Genomic DNA, 16,384 nt, shown 5'->3' with positions numbered 1-16,384 from the left:
CCGGAAAGCGGTAAGGGGACAGGCCCCGGACAAGCCGAAGCACCCTGCCTCCGGGCCCGCCGCCCGGGATGGTTTCTGGCCTGGCAGGTCTCCTGGCTTGCGGCTCAAGCGCCCCTTGCGCCTTCCCGACCCGTGGGTCAGTGGCAGTGCATCGGGCTCGCCGCTTACAGTTGCGGGGGCAGCGCCGGACTCACACCGGCTTCCCTCTTCGTCCGCGGGATCAGTCGCGGAACCAAGGCGCGGGCACCATGCGCGCTTGGCCCGAGACTGTCAATTCCCCGCAGGCTTGCGGATTGACGCGCCCGCCCGGCCCTGCCACAACCAAGGCGGGATTGGTTCCCCGTTCGCGCGGGGATGAAAAGGGAATGCGGTGCGCCAAACGGCAAACCCGCAGCTGCCCCCGCAACTGTGAGCGGCGAGCGACGGTCGAAAATGCCACTGGGGGTTCCCCGGGAAGGCCGACCCGAGCCCGGACCCGCAAGCCAGGAGACCTGCCACCCCTCGGGCCTTGCCCGATTGAACCGGACGCCGGGGTGCGCGTCTGGCCCTTGGGGGTCCGGCCCCCGGGTGCCATAACCCCTTCGTCCTTTCGCGTTTTGCGGCCGGGTGACCCGGACCGCCACGGAAGGGAACGACCATGTTTCTGCACGGCAACCTGATGGCGGCTGCCCGCGCGCTGCTGACACTTCCTCGACCCTCCACGCCGGGGCTGATGCTGCACCTCCCCGAGACGGGTGATCTGCTGACACTTGCGCTTGGCGACCCCTTGGGCGGCGGTGCGGTGCTGGACCTGGCCACACCGCTTGAAGCGATTCACCTGCACGCAGGCTGTCGCGTCGATCTGCGCGCAGCTTTGAAACCAGGGCTGCTGCACGGGGCGGGCAATGCGGCGCGGAGTTGGCAAGCACGCGTAGATGTTTCGTGCTCTGGGCTACACCGATTCGAAGCAGTCAGCGATGTAGGGCGCGACCCCGAGGGCCGCGGATACGTTCAGCATCACGCGACAAGCTTTGTGCTGCGCGGTTCCGTTGCAGCTGAGCCCGAGACGATTGGATCCGCGGTGGAAATCCTGCCAGACCGGCTTGCAGCGGGTTTCGTGCCGGGGGCGGTTTTTTCCGCGCGGCTGCTTGCGCGCGGACGACCCGTGGTCGGAACGGCGGTGCATCTCGAACGCATGATGGCCGAGCCTGTCGGGGATCAGGTGAGACCCATCCGGGGACACGAAAGATCCCTCTGGGTCATCGCGGAAACCGACCGCGCGGGTCGGTTTCGGGTCTGCCTACCCACGTCCGGGCTTTGGGCGATCACCGCGACCGGCCCCTTTGGCTGGTCCGGCCTGCGTCCGGTGCGACATGTCACCACACTCTGGCTGCGCTTCGGCAACCCTTCTGAATGCCTGAAAAACGAAAGCGAACCCGTTGTAACGGCTGAGGAGTTTTCAGCGTCACTCAGGCCGCTCGACGCAGCAGCCGTGGCGGGACACCTCTCTCAGCGGCTGTCATCTGAGCAGCGCCCGCATGAAAGGACCACTTGACGAGAGGCTCGCTTTGGTTTTCGTTTGCCCCCGTCCAAGTTCCGGCCTGCGGGTCGGATTGAAAGGGAACACGGAACGGCCGTCCGGCCCAGACCGTGGCTGCCCCCGCAACTGTGAGCGGCGAGCGACGTCGACATGCCACTGGGACCCCCCGGGAAGGCCGACCGAGCGATGACCCGTGAGCCAGGAGACCTGCTTGGACATCACCCTTTCCGGGCGCGTGGGGCGCTGCGGAAGCGGCTTGATCCGCAGAGGTGAGCTGTCGCCGTCTGCGGAAAGCCTTGGCTTTTCCGCGACATCTCTCATGCCGGGCCGTTTGGCCCGAACGGAAAAGGTCTGTCCGATGCCGCGTCTTTCGCGTCTTGCCCTGCTTTCTGCCGCCCTCGCCTCGACCGCATCCCCAACGCTGGCCAAAGAGGACGAGGTGACCCACCTTGAGACGATCACCGTCATCGCCTCGTCAGAACCTGTCGATCTGAGCCGCACCGGGGCGACGGTCAATGTCCTCACCGCCGGGGAGATCGAGAAGGCTGGGGACAAATCGGTCGCGACGCTGCTCGCGCGTCTGCCGGGTCTCAGCATGACCCGCAACGGCGGACTGGGCGCCTCGACGGCGCTGCGCATTCGCGGCCTGTCCGGTCCCTATATCGGCGTGCGCATCGACGGGATCGACGTGGCGGACCCCGCGGGCACGCAATGCCAATACGATTTCGGCGCCACCACCGCAGGCGGGATCTCGCGCATCGAGGTGCTGCGCGGGTCGCAATCTGCCCTTTACGGGTCCGAGGCGATCGGCGGCGTGGTCGACATCACCACGTTTCGCGCCAGCAAGGAAGGCACCGAGGCGCAAGTCGACCTAGAGACCGGGGCGCATGGCACCACCAGCGGCACCGCCTCGGTCGGCCTGAAGACGGCCCGGGGGGAATTGGCGTTTTCCGCAAGCCGGATCGTCACCGACGGCATTTCCGCGGCGGCGGCGGGCACCGAGACCGACGGCTTTCGCGCCACCACGCTCAGCTTTTACGGCAGCTATGCGCTGACCGATACCGTCACCGTCGGGCTCAACGGCATTGCACGCGACAGTTTCACCGAATTCGACAGCCCGCCAGCCGACACGGCCGAGACCGAAGACGGCAAGCTGCGCGGCCTGCGGGCCTTCGTCAGGGCCGAGACCGGGGCGGTCCGGCACGAGCTTTCCTATGCCCACACGGAAACCGAACGTCTCTATCCGCTTGGCTGGACAAAACTGTTCACCGGGACGCGCGATCAGATCGGCTACAAGGGAAACTGGGATACCGGCGGCACTGTCTCGCTGAACTGGGGGCTCGAGCGCACCGAGGAAGACTTCACCAATGACGCGGTTGGCGGCGCGAGCAGCACCAATTCCGTCTTCGGAGAGGCCCTCTATGCCCCGACCGAAACGCTCGATCTGTCCTTTGCGCTGCGCCATGACACGCATTCCAGCTTTGGGGGCAAGACCACGGGGCGGGCCGCGATGGCGTGGCGGCCCACCGACGCCTGGATCATCCGGGCGGTGGCGGGAACCGGGTTCCGCGCGCCGTCGCTTTATGAGCTGCATGGTCCTTTCAAAAATCCCGACCTGCAACCCGAAACCAGCCGCAGCTATGAATTGGGCGCGGAATATCTTTTCGGTTCGGGAGGATCGGTGCAGGCGACGCTGTTTGATACCAAGATCACGGACAAGATCCAATGGGCGGGCGGGGCTTACAATCAGGTGCCCGGAACCACGCAGTCCCGCGGGGTCGAACTGACCGCCCGGAGGCCGCTGACCACCGGATGGGACCTTTACGGCACCTATACCTACACCGACGCCTATGCGGTTTCGGGGACCGGTGTCGAAACCCCGGCGCTGCGTGTGCCGCGCAATGATCTGGTGATCGGTCTTGCGGGCCAGATCACCGACCGTCTGTCGGCATCGGTCGAGGCGGAACATGTGACCGATGTCTGGGACACCAATTCCTGGCCGCTGCCCGCCTCGAAGCTACCCGATTACACGGTGGCGAACCTGTCGGTTTCTTATGATCTGACCGAGAGCGCTGCGGCCTATCTTCGGGTCGAGAACGTTTTCGACGAAACCTATCAGACCGTTCGCGACTACGGACAGCCTGGCCGGTCGGTCTATGTCGGGGTCCGCGCGAAGTTCTGACTGTGCAACGCCGGAGGCCCCACGCCTTCCGGCGTTCCTTTCGGGAAAGGGTGAGATGACCGTTCGAGCAGATCTTTCGCGCGTTCAATGGCCAACGGGGGGGCGTCGCGCCGTGTTGGCGGCAGGCTTTGCCGTGCTTTGCGCGCTGGCGCTGCCCGCTGCGGCGGCGCCCTTGCGCGTCGTTTCGATCAATCTTTGCACCGATCAACTGGCGATGATGCTGGCGGCGCCGGGGCAGCTTGTGTCGATCACGCATCTGGCGCGGGATCCCGCCGCCTCGGTGATGGCAAAGGCGGCCAAGGCCTGGCCGACCAACCACGGTCAAGCCGAGGAGGTTTACCTGATGCATCCCGATCTGGTGCTGGCCGGGCGCTACACCGCGCAGCCGACCGTGGCGATGTTGCGCCGCCTTGGCATCCCGGTCGAAATCTTCGAGCCCGCCAACAGCTTTGCCGACATGCAAACGGACATCGCCCGGATGGGGCGGTCGCTCGGGCGCGAGGCCGAAGCCGCCGCGATGACCCGGGCTTTCGCCGCAAGGCTGGCCCAGATCCGCGCCGAGAGCCTGCCCGGCCCCCGCCCGCTGGCCGCCACCTGGTCGGCGCGCGGCTACATGTCGGGACGCCAAAGCCTTGCCGGAGAGATCCTGACCACGGCCGGGTTCGACACGCTTGCCGCCCGGATGGGGCGCGATCAGGGCAGCACCCTGCCGCTCGAGGCGCTGGTGCTGGCCGCGCCCGATCTGGTGGTGACCGGGCGGCTCGGGAAGGGTCATTCCCGCTCGGAAGAGCCGCTGACCCATCCGGCGTTCCGTGCCCTGAGGGGCAACCGCGCCGCGATGGAGGACCGAGACTGGATTTGCGGCCTGCCCTCGGTTCTCGATGCCACAGACCGGCTGAGGGCGATGAAATGACGTCAAAAAAGCTGCATGTCGGCCTTGGTCTGGCGCTGGTCGGGCTCTTCCTCGCCTCGCTTTTGACCGGCGTGGCCGAGGTCGCGCCGCTGACGGCGCTCAAGGCGCTGATCACCGGGGGCGAGGGGCCTTTGGGTCTCGTGATGCGCGAAATCCGCCTGCCGCGGGCGATCCTGGCCGCGATGGTGGGGGCAAGCCTTGGCCTTTCTGGCGCGGCGCTGCAGGGGCTCTTGCGCAACCCGATGGCCGAGCCGGGCGTGATCGGCATTTCCGCCTCGGCAGCCCTTGGCGCGGTGATCGCGCTGCAGACGGGGCTCGCCGCCAGCTTCGCCCTCGCCCTGCCACTGGCAGCCCTTCTGGGCGCGCTTCTGGGCGTGGGCGCGATCCTGTTTCTGGCCGGGCGCGGCGGCGGCACGCTGGCCTTGATCCTTGCCGGGATCGCTTTGTCGGCGCTGGCCTCGGCGCTGACCTCGCTGGTGCTCAACCTCTCGCCCAACCCTTTCGCTGCGCAGGATATCGTGTTCTGGATGATGGGCTCGCTCGCCGATTGCTCCTTCACCCATGTCGCCATCGCCGCGCCCTTCATGGCGCTTGGGGGCTGGCTGCTGGCCCGCTCCGGGCGCGGCCTCGACGCCCTGACCTTGGGCGAGGACGCCGCCGCCTCGATGGGCATCGATCTCGCCCGGCTGCGGCTTGCGGTGATCCTGGGCACCGCGGCCTCGGTTGGCGCGGCAACGGCGGTGGCGGGCACGGTGGGCTTCGTCGGCCTTGTCGTGCCGCATCTGCTGCGCCCGCTGGTGGGCGCGAGCCCGGCGCGGCTTCTGCCCGCGGCGGCCTTGGGCGGCGCGGTGCTGGTGCTGATCGCCGATATCGCAGTGCGCAAGGTCTTGCCGGGGCAGGATCTGAAACTGGGCGTTCTGATGGCGCTGGTCGGCGCGCCGGTCTTCCTGCACCTGATCTGGCGGATGCGAGGCCAGCCATGACCCTGATGAGCCTTGAAAATCTGACCGTGACGCGGGGCGGCCGTGTCACGCTGCACCCCGCCAGCCTGCGGGTGGGTCCGGGGGAATTCATCGGCCTCATCGGCCCGAATGGCGCGGGGAAATCGACGCTGCTGCGCGCGGGCCTCGGGTTGATCCCGGCTGCGGGAACCTCCTCGCTCGCCCGGCTCTCGCCCGTCCCCCGCGCCCGCGCCGCCGCCTGGCTGCCGCAGGCGCGCGAGATCGCCTGGGGGCTGCGCGTCGCGGCGCTGGTCGCGCTGGCACAGAACGGGCGCGAGGACGCCCCGCAGGTCGCGCATGCCCTGGCCCGGATGGATGTGACGGCCCTTGCCGACCGCCCGGCCACCGCACTTTCGGGCGGCGAGCAGGCGCGGGTGCTGATCGCCCGGGCCTTGGCGCAGGACACGCCGCTGCTGCTCGCCGACGAGCCGGTCGCGGGGCTCGACCCGGCGCATCAGATCGCCTGCATGACGGTTCTGCGCGACCTTGCGTCCGAGGGCCGCGCCGCCGTCGCCTCGCTCCACGATCTCGGCCTTGCGGCGCGGTTCTGCACCCGGCTTGTGGTGCTGCATCAGGGCCGGATCGTCGCCGACGGCCCGCCCCGCACGGTTCTCACCCCCGATCTGCTCGAACAGGTCTTTGCGATCCGCTGCCATCTGGCGGAAACCGAGGCCGGGCTGATCGTGCAACCGCTCGAAGGGGTCGCGCCATGACGGGCCTTGCGATCCGCCTTGATCCGCCCTGGCTCGTCGCCGATCTGGGCGCGCCGCTGCGGGTTCTGTCCTTTGCGCCGCATCGGCCCGGTCTGGTCCGCGCGCGTCAGATCGTCTGGCGCGAGGTCCGCAACGCCGATCTGACGCCCGATCTCGCCGTCGGCCCCTGGATCGCGCGCGCCCTGGCCGAACGCGATCTGCAAGGGGCCGTCGCCATGCTGACCTCGCGCGATATCCGCCGCTTCACCCGAAGCTGCTGCACCGTGGCGGGCTGGACGGTGGCGGCGTTGGCGACAGTAGGCCTTGGCAATGCCGAGGCCGTGGGGCGGCGCCTGCCGCCGCGCGACCCGGAGGCCGCGGGCTATGGCACGATCAACCTGGCGCTGCGGATTTCTGCGGCGCTGCCCGGCGCAGGGATCAGCGTTCCGGCGCAGATCGAGGCGCTGAGCCTTGCGGCCGAAGCCCGCACGGCGGCGGTGATGGCGGCGGGGCTCGATCTGCTCACCGGCCGCGCCACGGGTACCGGAACCGATTGCATCGCCATCGCGGCATTCCCCGGGACCGAGGCGCATGCCGGGCTGCACACGTCCCTTGGCGAGGCGATCGGCCGTTCGGTTCTGGAGAGCGTCGGCGCGGGCGTGCGCGACTGGATGGAGGAGATGACCCATGGCTGATACGGAAATGATCCTGTTTCTGGACCGGGTCGGTCTGACCGACCTTGCCGAATCCCTGCGGGCGGCGGCGGTGTCCGAGGTGCTGACGCCGCTTTCGATGTTTGCCCATGCCGATGCGCTGGTGCAGGCGGTGATGCTGGGGCTGCTGGCCGCCTCGGTGCTGGCCTGGGCGATCTGGGCGGGGAAACTGGCGCAGCTGACACTGGCCAAACGCCGCCTGGGCCGTGCCTATCACACGCTGGCGGCGCATGGACGGCTGGGTGCGGCGCTGCCCCGGGGCCTGCTGGCGCGGATGCAGGCGGCGGCCCTGGCCGAGATCGCCGCCTCGGAAGGGCTGCCCGAGGCGGGGGTCAAGGAGCGTGTGGCGCTGGAACTGACCCGGATCGAGGCCGGGGCTGCTCGCGCGATGCAGGCGGGGGTGACGGCGGTGGGCTCGATCGGCTCGACCGCGCCTTTCGTGGGCCTTTTCGGCACCGTCTGGGGGATCATGAACGCCTTTGTCGGCATCGCGCAAAGCGGCTCGTCGAGCCTTGCCGTCGTCGCGCCGGGCATCGCCGAGGCGCTGATGGCGACCGCGCTTGGCCTGATCGCCGCCATTCCCGCGGTGCTGCTTTACAACCACCTGACGCGTGCCGTGGGCGGCTATCGCGCCTGCCTCGCCGATGCGGCGGCGCTGGTGGAACGCACCCTTTCCCGCGATCTCGACCGGGCGCGGATCGCGCCAACCGTCACCCCCCTGCATCTGGTGGCGGAATAATGGCGGTCCGGCTTTCCGACAGCGACGATCTGGCCCCCGGGGCATCGATCAACATCACCCCCTTCATCGACGTGATGCTGGTGTTGCTGATCATCTTCATGGTCGCGGCGCCGCTTTCCACCGTCGATGTGCCGCTTGATCTGCCGGTGGCGAGCGGTGAACCGCAGCCGCGTCCGGCCGATCCTGTCGTGCTGAGCCTGACGCCCGACAAGCGGCTGCTGCTCGGCCGCGATCCGGTGACGCCCGCCGATCTGCCCGGCAAACTGGCTTCGGTCACGGGCGGTAAACTCGACACCCGCATCTTCGTTTCCGCTGACAAATCCGTGCCTTACGGCGATATGATGGCTCTGCTCAACCAGCTCCGCGCAGGCGGATACCTCAGCCTTCGCGGACCGAACGGCGCAGCGCCTGCCAAACCACCTCTGTCGCGGGGGCGAGCCAGGGATAATCGGCGTGCAAGGCCGAGGCGATCTCGTCGGCGCGGTGCTCGGTCGGCAGCCGCACCAGATCGACCCCGTCGCGCAGGATCGCGAGGCGGTCGCGATCCTCCTTGCGCAAATGCGCCAGGCCGCAGGCCGCTTCGCGAAGGGCATGCAGACGCTTGGCACGGCGTGTGATTTTGGCGTGATCGGCGTCCGTGAGCTTGACGAAGGCGCCCGTGGCAGGGATCGGCGGTGGCGCGTCGTCGCCCTCGGGCGCCGGAGTCATCAAGCTGGCCTCTGCCTCAAGGCGCGTGCGACGCAGGGTTTTCAGATGGGCGCTGAGGCGGGTTTCGATCGGGCGCGGGGTCTCGGCGTCCGGGAACCGCACGCTCAGGATCTGGTGGCGTGGCATCATCGGGCGACCCTTGGGCTTTGCGATGCTTCGCAAATGGAACTGGCCAAAGAGGCCCTGCGGGGGTTGATCGAGAGGATCGTGCTGACACCGGATCCGGCCGGGGACGGGCTTGTTGTGGACCTTCACGGGGCGCTGGCAAGCCTTTTGCTGCTCGCCACGGGTGCGCCGGTTCACCGGGTGGCGCGGCTGGGTTCGGGGGACAAAAACGACAAAAGCTCCGCGGGAGCGGAGCTTCAAGGTTTTGATATTTCTTGTAAAATAAAGTTGGTTGCGGGGGCGCGCAGCCGTCGTCAATTGCCCCTTCTTAAATGCGCAGTCTGATTCTCACAGACGAGCGTAATTTTGAGGCCTCCGCTCGTTCGACAAGATTAGGCGAACATCGACAGATCCTCGCGCGGGGTCCAGTCAAGCGGGCACGCGCAAGCTGTTGACGATCTTCACGCCATTGCCGAAATCCTTGCTCAGATCCAGCACGCTGGCATTGCTGCGCACGTCCCAGCTTGGATTACCGGTGACGGTGCTTTCCAGATCCTCATAAGGCGCCATCGCCGCTTACCAGGCCGGACGGCTGGTGTGCATTTCTTGCTGTGCTCGGCATCATTTGCGGCACGGCGCTCTGGGGCCAGGCCTGCCTCTTCGGCATCGCATTCGTTTTCGCAACGGCACCTTGGGCCTTTATGGCGCTGCGCTGGATCGGCGCGGCCTGTCTTGTCATGCCTGGGCTGACCCTGCTCCGAACATGGGACAGCCAGGATGGGCAGTGATTTCGTATCAATTAACTGCACTACGGGGCCGACGCGCGGGATCAGTATGTCGGATCCGGTGAGAAAGAGGCCCCGTCCGGCGTCATCGAGGCGATGACTCATTCCGCCCGGTCGGGTCACCTGGTGGCCAATGCCCGAACCGCCCAAGGATCTCTTCAACCAGCGCATCCCTCTCGAACAAGAGCGCCGTACCGTCGCTGTTTGGCGGTTTCGTCGTTCACGAACCTCGGGCCGCCCGCCACTGTGGCAGGCCGGGGCGGTGCTGGCGGCGATGGCCAGCGGCGTCCGCTATGTGCTGACCCGCCCCAGCGCCCGAACCGGTCCCCGAACAACCCCCAGCCCGTCCCAGAGCGCGCGATAGGCGGAACCGCCCGCCAAAAGCGCCTCGTGGCTACCGCTTTCGACGATCCGGCCGTCTTCCATCACCACGATCCGGTCGGCATGGCGGATCGTTTCCAGCCGATGCGCGATCACCAGCACCGTGCGGCCGCGCGCGAGGCTGGCCAGCGCCGTCTGCACCCGCCGCTCGGTCGCCCGGTCGAGCGCCGAGGTCGCCTCGTCCAGAAGCAGGATCGGCGGATTGCGCAGGAACACCCGCGCAATCGCCACCCGCTGTTTCTGCCCCCCCGACAGCAGCACGCCGCGTTCGCCCACGACCGTTTCCAGCCCCTCGGGCAGATCGGCCAGAAGGTCTTCCAGCTGCGCCGCCCGCACCGCGGCGAGGATCGCCGCCTCGTCGGCCTCGGGGCGGGCATAGGCGATGTTCTCGCGCAGGGTGCCGCCAAACAGGAACACATCTTGCGACACCACCCCGATCTGCGCCCGCAACGAGGCAAGGGTGAAGTGCTCGATCGGCTGGCCATCGATGCGGATCTGACCCGATTGCGGCAGGTAGAACCGGCCCACCAGCGACAAAAGCGTGGTCTTGCCCGCCCCCGAGGCCCCCACCAGCGCCACCGTCTGCCCGGGCTCGACCGTCAGCGAGACCTCGCGCAGCACCGGCCGGGCCGGATCATAGCCGAAGCTGACCCGCTCGAACGCGATCCGCCCGGCGAGCGCAGGCGCCGCCACCGCCCCGGGCGCATCGGCAATCTCGGGCACCTCGGCCAGAAGCGCCTGATACCGCTGAAACCCGGCAATGCCGCGCGGATAGGTCTCGATCACCGCGGCGATCTTTTCCAGCGGCCGGAAGAACACCGTGACCAGAAGCAGGAAGGCGACGAAATCCCCGGTCGAGAGCGATCCGGCAAAGACGAAACCCGCGCCCGCCACCATCACCACCACCTGCACCAGCCGCAGCCCCATGTATTGCAGCGTCGCGGCCGCCGCCATCAGCCGATAGGCCTCCAGCTTGGCGCGGCGATAATCCTCGTTCGCGCGGGCAAAAAGCCGCCGTTCATGCGGCTCGTTGGTAAAGGCCTGCACGACGCGGATGCCGCCCAGCGTCTCGGCCAGACGCACGTTGAACTGACCCAGCTGGCCATAGATCGCCTGCCAGGCCCGGGTCATCCGCCCGCCATAGATCGTCAGCAGCGCCACCATCAGCGGCACGATCACCACCGTCAGCACGGCAAGCGGCAGATGCAGCCAGACCATCAGCGCGAAAGCCCCGGCAAAGGTCATCAGCGCGATCAGCAGATCTTCGGGGCCGTGATGGGCGACCTCGCCCACCTCCTCCAGATCGCGCGTCACCCGGGCCACAAGCTTGCCGGTCTCGTTGCGGTCGAACCAGCCGAAGCTGAGCCGGGTCAGATGCTCGAAGGCGCGCATCCGCAGCCCGGTCTCGATGGCGATGCCAAGCTTGTGGCCCAGATAGATCACCACCGCCATCAGCCCGGCATTGAGACAATAGACGATCCCCAGCCCCGCCGCCGCCCAAAGCGTCAGCCCCCATTGGCCCAGCGGCAAAAGATGGTCGATGAAGGCCGCAATCGCCAGCGGAAAGGCCAGCTCCAGCAGCCCCGAGAGGATCGCGGCGGCCAGATCAAGCCCCAAAAGCCGCAGATGCGGGCGGTAATGGTCAACAAGCGCCTCAAGCACGTCGGGTCTCTCCGGCGGCGGTGGCAGCGTTCCAGTAGCCCGCCGCGGTGAATTCGGACTTGGCCAGCCCGCGCGCCAGAAGCGCCTGACGCGCCGCCTGCGCCTCGGCCTGTTCGGCGGCGAAAAAGACCGCGCGGCCGGTGTCGGGAATGGAAAGTTCTGCCAGCGCCGCAAGCGGTGTAGCGCCCTCGGCCCGCAAGAGCCAGCGCAGCGCCATCCCCGGCGGGGCGGTCAGCGGCTGGATGTCGGCCCGGTCGGGAACCACGATCCGCGCCGCGCCGCGCGCGTCGGCGGGCAAAAGCGCCAGATGCCGGGCGATCACCGGCAGCGCGGTCTCGTCGCCGACAAGGCCGTGCCAGGCCGCCGGACGCGGCCCCCGGTCGCCGCCCGGCCCGGCCAGCACCACTTCGGTGCCGGGGCGCAGAGCCACCGTCCAGTCGGTGACGCGCCCGCCCGCATGCAAGAAGACATCAAAGGCCAGCTGCGGCTCGGGCGGGGTCAGATCAAGATGGCGGATCGTGTAGACGGGCTTGTGCCAGGCCGCCGCGCCCCCCGGCCATTGCGTCACGCCATTGCCGTCGGTGCGGGGCCAATCCGCGCCCGGGGGCCCCAGAAGCAGGCGGAAATGCAGCCCGCCCGCGTCAAAGCGCGCCAGATCGGCCCCGGCCAGAAGGACGCGTCGATACGCGGGCGAGAGGCGCTGCACCGCCACCACCCGCGTGCGCGCATGGCTGGCAGGCCAGCCGTCGCCCGGCGGTCCCTGCCAAAGCGGGCGCAGCCCCGCCGCCTGCAATTCCTCGGTCAGATAGTCGCGCAGCATCTGCAGATGCGGGCCATCCTCGGCCGTGACCTCGAGCGCGGTGCCCCCCGGGGTGGGGCCAACCGTGGCCGTGCCGCCCGAAAGCGTCACCCGCAGCCGCCCCCCGGTGCGCGCAGAGGCAAAGCCGATGGCGCGGGCGCGGGCCTCGAACCGCGGCAACGCGGTTTCGGCATCGACCGGCAACAGCGTGGTGATCCGATGCGCTTCGTCAGCCATGCGCAAGCCCCCTTTGTCCCGTCTGCCGCCCGTGCGGGATCATCATCGGCCGCCCGCTGACCGGATCGGGCAGGATCGTGCTGTCCAGTCCGAAAAGCGCGCGGATATTGGCCGCGCTCAGCACCGCCCCGGGCGGGCCCTGATCGTGCAGCCGCCCGGCCCGCATCGCCACCAGCACATCGGCATAGCGCGCCGCCAGATTGAGATCATGCAGCACCATCACCACCGAGGTGCCGCGGCGGCGGTTGAGATCGGCCAGAAGATCCAGCACTTCGATCTGATGGTTGATGTCGAGAAAGGTCGTCGGCTCGTCCAAAAGCAGCAGCTCGGTCTCCTGCGCCAGCGCCATGGCGATCCAGACGCGCTGGCGCTGCCCGCCCGACAGCGCCGCCAGATCGCGCCCGGCCAGCGCCGCGGTGTCGGTGACATCCAGCGCCCGGGCGACGGCTGCGGCATCGGCGGGGCTCCAGCGCGCAAACAACCCCTGATGCGGATGGCGCCCGCGGCTGACCAGATCCAGCACGGTGATGCCCTCGGGGGGCGAGCGGCGTTTGCGGCAAAAATCCAAGCCGGCGCGCCAGCCTGCGCGGCGCGATCCGGTGCAGATCGGTGCCGTCAAAAGGTCACCCGCCCCGCCCGCAGCGGCAAGAGCCGCGCCAGCGCGCGCAGCAGCGTGGACTTGCCGCAGGCATTGGCGCCGACGATGACGGTGATCTTGCCCGGCGCGATGTCAAGGTCGATGCCATGCAGCACCGGCGCCGCACCATAGCCCGCCACAAGACCGCGCGCCGACAGGGTTGGGGGTGTCACAGACCCGCTCCTTTCGCATTGTCGCGCCAGATCAGCGCCAGAAGATAGGGGGCGCCCAGAACCCCGGTGACGACGCCAACCGGATAGCGCGCGGGCAAGAGCCACTGCCCGGCCAGATCGGCTGCCAGCACCAGAACCGCGCCAACGCAGGCCGCGGGCAGCAAAAGCGATCCGTCGCGCCCGGTCAGCCGCGCTGCGATCGGCCCCGAGAGAAAGGCGACAAAGGCCACCGGCCCCACCGTCGCCGTGGCCACCGCGACCAGCGCCACCGCCGCCAGGATCACGCCCACCCGCAGCCGACCGAGCCGCAGGCCCAGCCCCGCCGCCGCCTCGTCGCCCAGCCGGAGCGCCTCCAGATCGGCGGCACGCGCGATCAGCCAGCCGCCGCCAAGCGCCAGCACCAGGGCAAGTGGCGCAACCTGCGCCATCTGCGCGCCGTTCAGGCTGCCCGACATCCAGCGCAAGGCCTCTTGCAGCGACCAGCTTGGCGCGCGGCTCAGCACATAGGCGGTCAGGCTTTGCAAGAGCGCCGAAAGCCCGATCCCCACCAGAATGAGCCGCGTGCCGCAAAGCCCGTCGCGCCAGGACAAAGCCGTGATCAGCCCGGCCACGCCCAGCCCCGCCGCCACCGCCAGAACCGACACCACAGGCCCGCCCAGACCGAGGCCGACGATCGCCAGCACCGCCGCGGCACTGGCCCCCGCGCTGATGCCGATGATGTCGGGGCTGGCCAGCGGATTGCGCAAAAGCGTCTGAAAGGCGATGCCCCCCAGACCGAAGGCCGCCCCCGCGGCCACGGCCAGAAGCGCCCGCGGCAAGCGCAGCTCGCGCAGGGTGAAGCTGACGCCCGGGATCTCGGCGCCCCACAGCACCTCCAGCACGACGCCGGGCGCAAGCATCCGATGGCCCAGCATCAGCATGGCAGTCAGGCCCGCAAGGATCAGCGCCACCAAAAGCGCCAGCACAAGGGCGCGGCGGCGCAGCCGATCCCGGCGCAGGCGGGCGATGGTGGCAAGCGTGCCGGTCATGACGCCCGCCCGCCTAGGCGCCGCACGATCCAGATGAAGACCGGCGCGCCAAGAAAGGCGGTGACGATCCCCGCATCCACCTCGGCGGGGCGGGCGATCACCCGGCCCGCGACATCGGCCAAAAGCAGCAGCAGCGCGCCGCCAAGGGCGGAAAAGGGCATGATCCAGCGGTAATCGACGCCGAGCAGCAACCGGCAGGCATGCGGCACCACAAGACCCACGAAGCCGATCGGACCGCAGAGCGCGGTGGTCGCGCCCGACAGCAGGATCGCCCCGCCCGCCGCCAGCGCCCGCGCCCGCCAGACCGTCTCGCCCAGCCCGGTCGCGGTCTCCTCGCCCAGGGCCAGAAGGTTCAGCTTGCGCGCCGAAACAAGCGTCGCCACCGCCCCCGCGGCCAGAAACGGCAAGACCGGCGCGATCTGCGCAAAGCGGGCGCCGCCGACGCCGCCGATCATCCAGGATTGCGCCAGACCGCCGATATCGCCGCGCGGCAAGATCACCGCCGTCGTCAGCGCGCCAAGCGCCGCGCCGAGCGCCGCGCCCGCCAGCGCCAGCTTGAGCGGCGTCGCGCCGCCCCGCCCCAGACTGGCAATCGCATAGACCGCCGCGGCCGCGATCCCCGCCCCGGCAATGGCAATCCAGATCGTTGCGGCGGCGCCCTCGGGGCCAAGCCAGGCCAGCGCGATCACCACCGCCAAAGCCGCCCCGGCATTGGTGCCCAAAAGGCCCGGATCGGCCAGCGGATTGCGCGTCAGCCCCTGCATCGCCGCCCCGGCCATGGCGAGCGAAGCCCCCGCCAGCGCCGCCAGAACCGTGCGCGGCAACCGCGCCGCCACTGCGGCCTCGGCGATGGTTTGCGGCGTGCCGGTCAACCCGATCCAAAGATCGGCCAGCCCGACCGACCGCACGCCAAGGCCCAGCGACAGCCCGATGGCGACCGTCAGCGCCGCCAGAGCCACCAGCCCGCGCAGCGCCCTGCCCCCCAACGCCCCGCCCGTCTGCCCGTGCATCGTCTGCCCGCTCATCGACCCGCCGTCACCGCCGCCGAGAGCCGGTCGGCATAGGCGTCCAGCACCCAGGGCAGCGACATCGGCGTGGGATTGGCCGCAGTGCCCATCGGGTCATTGTCGAGCATCACCAGCGCGCCGCGCCGCACCGCGGGCAGCTGCGCGGTCAGAAGGTCGCTCGAGAGGCTGTCACGCAAATCCGCGCCGCCATAGGTCACCAGCACGTCGACATCGGCCAGGCTGTCGATCAGCTCGGCGCTGACCTCGGCCGAAAAGGCCCCCCCCGCAGCGGCGTCCCGCACCATCTGCGGCGCGTCAAAGCCCAGGTCGCGGAAGAACTGCACCCGGGCATCGCGCTCGGTGTAAAAGCCGATCCGGCTCAGATCCTGCGCCGCCAGATGGGTCACGAACATCGCGGTTTTTCCCGCGAATTCAGGATGTTCCGCGCGGGTCTTCGCAATCTGGGCGTCGAGCCGCGCAATCAGCGCCTGCCCCTCGGCGGCCATGCCCATGCCCGCGCTGTTCAGCGCGATCATCTGGCGCCAATCCGTCGTCCAGGGCGCTTGCGGATAGGCCACCACCGGGGCGATGCGGCTGAGCGTGGCATAATCCTGCGCGGAAAGGCCGGAATAGGCAGCCAGGATCACATCGGGCTCGGTCGCCGCCACCGCCTCGAAGTCGATCCCGTCGCCCTCGTCAAACAGCACCGGCGGCGGGGCGCCCAGTTCCGTCAGACGCGCCTCGACCCAGGGCAGGATGCCATCCACGTCGTCATCGCCGAAATTCGCCCGCGCAAAGCCCACCGGCACCACCCCCAGCGCCAGCGGCACCTCGTGATTGCTCCAGGCCACCGTGGCGATGCGGACCGGCTTTTCGGTCAGGACGGTGGTGCCGAAGGCATGGTGGATTTCCAGCGGATAGGTTTCGGCCAGCGTCGCGCGCGGCAGCGCCACCACAAAAGCAAGGGCGCCAAGGCGCAACAGGAACAGAGGGTGTCGCATGGGGGCAGTGTCCTTCGATTGGCACCGCCTTGCCCGCGGCCGCCGGGCCGGTCAAGGCTGCGCAGCCGTCGGAACCGGGCGCGGCGCGGCTTCGCCAAAGTT

Annotated in this window: 16 protein-coding genes, 2 pseudogenes and 3 riboswitches; of the genes and pseudogenes, 10 read left to right on the top strand and 8 right to left on the bottom strand. The window is 69.1% G+C overall.

Going from position 1 to position 16,384, the window contains the following annotated elements; all coding sequences use genetic code 11:
• Positions 1-65: 65 nt before the first annotated feature.
• Positions 66-252, bottom strand: a riboswitch (cobalamin riboswitch).
• 64 nt (positions 253-316) lie between these two features.
• A riboswitch (cobalamin riboswitch) is annotated at positions 317-513 on the top strand.
• Between the two features lie 124 nt (positions 514-637).
• From ACTTAG_RS06785 to ACTTAG_RS06750, 8 genes and pseudogenes are all read left to right on the top strand, one after another.
• Positions 638-1,534: a DUF4198 domain-containing protein gene (locus ACTTAG_RS06785; protein ID WP_444464749.1), complete on the top strand. Its 897-nt coding sequence runs from the start codon at positions 638-640 to the stop codon at positions 1,532-1,534.
• A gap of 19 nt (positions 1,535-1,553) precedes the next feature.
• A riboswitch (cobalamin riboswitch) is annotated at positions 1,554-1,748 on the top strand.
• A gap of 210 nt (positions 1,749-1,958) precedes the next feature.
• Entirely contained in the window at positions 1,959-3,701 is a 1,743-nt protein-coding gene (locus ACTTAG_RS06780; protein ID WP_444464748.1) for a TonB-dependent receptor plug domain-containing protein, read from the top strand.
• 55 nt (positions 3,702-3,756) lie between these two features.
• Entirely contained in the window at positions 3,757-4,614 is an 858-nt protein-coding gene (locus ACTTAG_RS06775; RefSeq protein WP_444464747.1) for an ABC transporter substrate-binding protein, read from the top strand.
• The gene (locus ACTTAG_RS06770) at positions 4,611-5,597 is read left to right on the top strand and encodes a FecCD family ABC transporter permease (protein ID WP_444464746.1); all 987 of its coding nucleotides are present in this window, start codon (positions 4,611-4,613) and stop codon (positions 5,595-5,597) included. Before ACTTAG_RS06775 ends, ACTTAG_RS06770 begins: the two co-directional genes overlap by 4 nt.
• A complete protein-coding gene (locus ACTTAG_RS06765) occupies positions 5,594-6,328 on the top strand; it encodes an ABC transporter ATP-binding protein (RefSeq protein ID WP_444464745.1) in 735 nt (244 codons plus the stop codon). The genes ACTTAG_RS06770 and ACTTAG_RS06765 overlap by 4 nt, the downstream gene beginning before the upstream one ends.
• Entirely contained in the window at positions 6,325-7,002 is a 678-nt protein-coding gene (locus ACTTAG_RS06760; RefSeq protein WP_444464744.1) for an adenosylcobinamide amidohydrolase, read from the top strand. The genes ACTTAG_RS06765 and ACTTAG_RS06760 overlap by 4 nt, the downstream gene beginning before the upstream one ends.
• Complete coding sequence (gene exbB, locus ACTTAG_RS06755; RefSeq protein ID WP_444464743.1) at positions 6,995-7,759, top strand: tonB-system energizer ExbB; 765 nt, start codon at positions 6,995-6,997, stop codon at positions 7,757-7,759. The genes ACTTAG_RS06760 and exbB overlap by 8 nt, the downstream gene beginning before the upstream one ends.
• Positions 7,759-8,082: pseudogene (locus tag ACTTAG_RS06750) on the top strand (biopolymer transporter ExbD); the annotation flags it as partial. The gene exbB and the pseudogene ACTTAG_RS06750, both read left to right, overlap by 1 nt.
• 55 nt (positions 8,083-8,137) lie before the next feature.
• Here the strand turns inward: ACTTAG_RS06750 and ACTTAG_RS06745 are convergent.
• Positions 8,138-8,593, bottom strand: a complete 456-nt coding sequence (locus tag ACTTAG_RS06745; RefSeq protein ID WP_444465294.1) for a hypothetical protein — start codon at positions 8,591-8,593, stop codon at positions 8,138-8,140.
• A 36-nt stretch (positions 8,594-8,629) separates the two neighbouring features.
• Here ACTTAG_RS06745 and ACTTAG_RS06740 point away from each other — a divergent pair, with 36 nt between their 5' ends.
• Positions 8,630-8,917: a hypothetical protein gene (locus ACTTAG_RS06740; protein WP_444465293.1), complete on the top strand. Its 288-nt coding sequence runs from the start codon at positions 8,630-8,632 to the stop codon at positions 8,915-8,917.
• Positions 8,918-9,001: 84 nt separating this feature from the next.
• Here ACTTAG_RS06740 and ACTTAG_RS06735 read toward each other — a convergent pair whose 3' ends face one another.
• The gene (locus ACTTAG_RS06735) at positions 9,002-9,142 is read right to left on the bottom strand and encodes a hypothetical protein (RefSeq protein WP_444464742.1); all 141 of its coding nucleotides are present in this window, start codon (positions 9,140-9,142) and stop codon (positions 9,002-9,004) included.
• Positions 9,143-9,183: 41 nt separating this feature from the next.
• Here ACTTAG_RS06735 and ACTTAG_RS06730 point away from each other — a divergent pair, with 41 nt between their 5' ends.
• The gene (locus ACTTAG_RS06730; RefSeq protein ID WP_444464741.1) at positions 9,184-9,360 is read left to right on the top strand and encodes a LysE family transporter; all 177 of its coding nucleotides are present in this window, start codon (positions 9,184-9,186) and stop codon (positions 9,358-9,360) included.
• 288 nt (positions 9,361-9,648) lie between these two features.
• Here the strand turns inward: ACTTAG_RS06730 and ACTTAG_RS06725 are convergent, their stop codons facing one another.
• The 6 genes and pseudogenes from ACTTAG_RS06725 to ACTTAG_RS06700 form a co-directional block, all read right to left on the bottom strand.
• Positions 9,649-11,400 carry an ABC transporter ATP-binding protein gene (locus ACTTAG_RS06725; RefSeq protein WP_444464740.1) on the bottom strand — a complete coding sequence of 584 codons (1,752 nt, stop codon included), beginning with the start codon at positions 11,398-11,400 and terminating at the stop codon, positions 9,649-9,651.
• On the bottom strand, positions 11,393-12,436 hold the full coding sequence (locus ACTTAG_RS06720; protein ID WP_444464739.1) for a siderophore-interacting protein: 1,044 nt from the start codon (positions 12,434-12,436) through the stop codon (positions 11,393-11,395). Before ACTTAG_RS06720 ends, ACTTAG_RS06725 begins: the two co-directional genes overlap by 8 nt.
• A pseudogene (locus ACTTAG_RS06715) lies at positions 12,429-13,246 on the bottom strand (ABC transporter ATP-binding protein). The gene ACTTAG_RS06720 and the pseudogene ACTTAG_RS06715 overlap by 8 nt, the downstream one beginning before the upstream one ends.
• Positions 13,243-14,274 (bottom strand): FecCD family ABC transporter permease, encoded by a 1,032-nt coding sequence (locus tag ACTTAG_RS06710; RefSeq protein WP_444464738.1) that lies wholly within the window; start codon positions 14,272-14,274, stop codon positions 13,243-13,245. The pseudogene ACTTAG_RS06715 and the gene ACTTAG_RS06710 overlap by 4 nt, the downstream one beginning before the upstream one ends.
• Entirely contained in the window at positions 14,271-15,299 is a 1,029-nt protein-coding gene (locus ACTTAG_RS06705) for a FecCD family ABC transporter permease (protein WP_444464737.1), read from the bottom strand. The genes ACTTAG_RS06710 and ACTTAG_RS06705 overlap by 4 nt, the downstream gene beginning before the upstream one ends.
• Positions 15,296-16,282: an iron-siderophore ABC transporter substrate-binding protein gene (locus ACTTAG_RS06700; RefSeq protein WP_444464736.1), complete on the bottom strand. Its 987-nt coding sequence runs from the start codon at positions 16,280-16,282 to the stop codon at positions 15,296-15,298. The genes ACTTAG_RS06705 and ACTTAG_RS06700 overlap by 4 nt, the downstream gene beginning before the upstream one ends.
• Positions 16,283-16,384 lie beyond the last annotated feature (102 nt).

This window comes from Rhodobacter capsulatus (assembly GCF_052363185.1).
Lineage (GTDB): Bacteria > Pseudomonadota > Alphaproteobacteria > Rhodobacterales > Rhodobacteraceae > Rhodobacter > Rhodobacter capsulatus_E.
Note: the sequence above shows the minus strand (reverse complement) of the source record. Positions and strands in the feature narration are given on the sequence as shown.

Bases quoted from the DNA above. Each gene is read 5' to 3' on its own strand.
- ACTTAG_RS06785 (WP_444464749.1), top strand. From the start codon at position 638: ATGTTTCTGCACGGCAACCTGATGGCGGCTGCCCGCGCGCTGCTGACA.
- ACTTAG_RS06775 (WP_444464747.1), top strand. From the start codon at position 3,757: ATGACCGTTCGAGCAGATCTTTCGCGCGTTCAATGGCCAACGGGGGGG.
- ACTTAG_RS06770 (WP_444464746.1), top strand. From the start codon at position 4,611: ATGACGTCAAAAAAGCTGCATGTCGGCCTTGGTCTGGCGCTGGTCGGG.
- ACTTAG_RS06765 (WP_444464745.1), top strand. From the start codon at position 5,594: ATGACCCTGATGAGCCTTGAAAATCTGACCGTGACGCGGGGCGGCCGT.
- ACTTAG_RS06760 (WP_444464744.1), top strand. From the start codon at position 6,325: ATGACGGGCCTTGCGATCCGCCTTGATCCGCCCTGGCTCGTCGCCGAT.
- exbB (WP_444464743.1), top strand. From the start codon at position 6,995: ATGGCTGATACGGAAATGATCCTGTTTCTGGACCGGGTCGGTCTGACC.
- ACTTAG_RS06745 (WP_444465294.1), bottom strand. From the start codon at position 8,593: ATGCCACGCCACCAGATCCTGAGCGTGCGGTTCCCGGACGCCGAGACC.
- ACTTAG_RS06740 (WP_444465293.1), top strand. From the start codon at position 8,630: ATGGAACTGGCCAAAGAGGCCCTGCGGGGGTTGATCGAGAGGATCGTG.
- ACTTAG_RS06735 (WP_444464742.1), bottom strand. From the start codon at position 9,142: ATGGCGCCTTATGAGGATCTGGAAAGCACCGTCACCGGTAATCCAAGC.
- ACTTAG_RS06720 (WP_444464739.1), bottom strand. From the start codon at position 12,436: ATGGCTGACGAAGCGCATCGGATCACCACGCTGTTGCCGGTCGATGCC.
- ACTTAG_RS06710 (WP_444464738.1), bottom strand. From the start codon at position 14,274: ATGACCGGCACGCTTGCCACCATCGCCCGCCTGCGCCGGGATCGGCTG.
- ACTTAG_RS06705 (WP_444464737.1), bottom strand. From the start codon at position 15,299: ATGAGCGGGCAGACGATGCACGGGCAGACGGGCGGGGCGTTGGGGGGC.
- ACTTAG_RS06700 (WP_444464736.1), bottom strand. From the start codon at position 16,282: ATGCGACACCCTCTGTTCCTGTTGCGCCTTGGCGCCCTTGCTTTTGTG.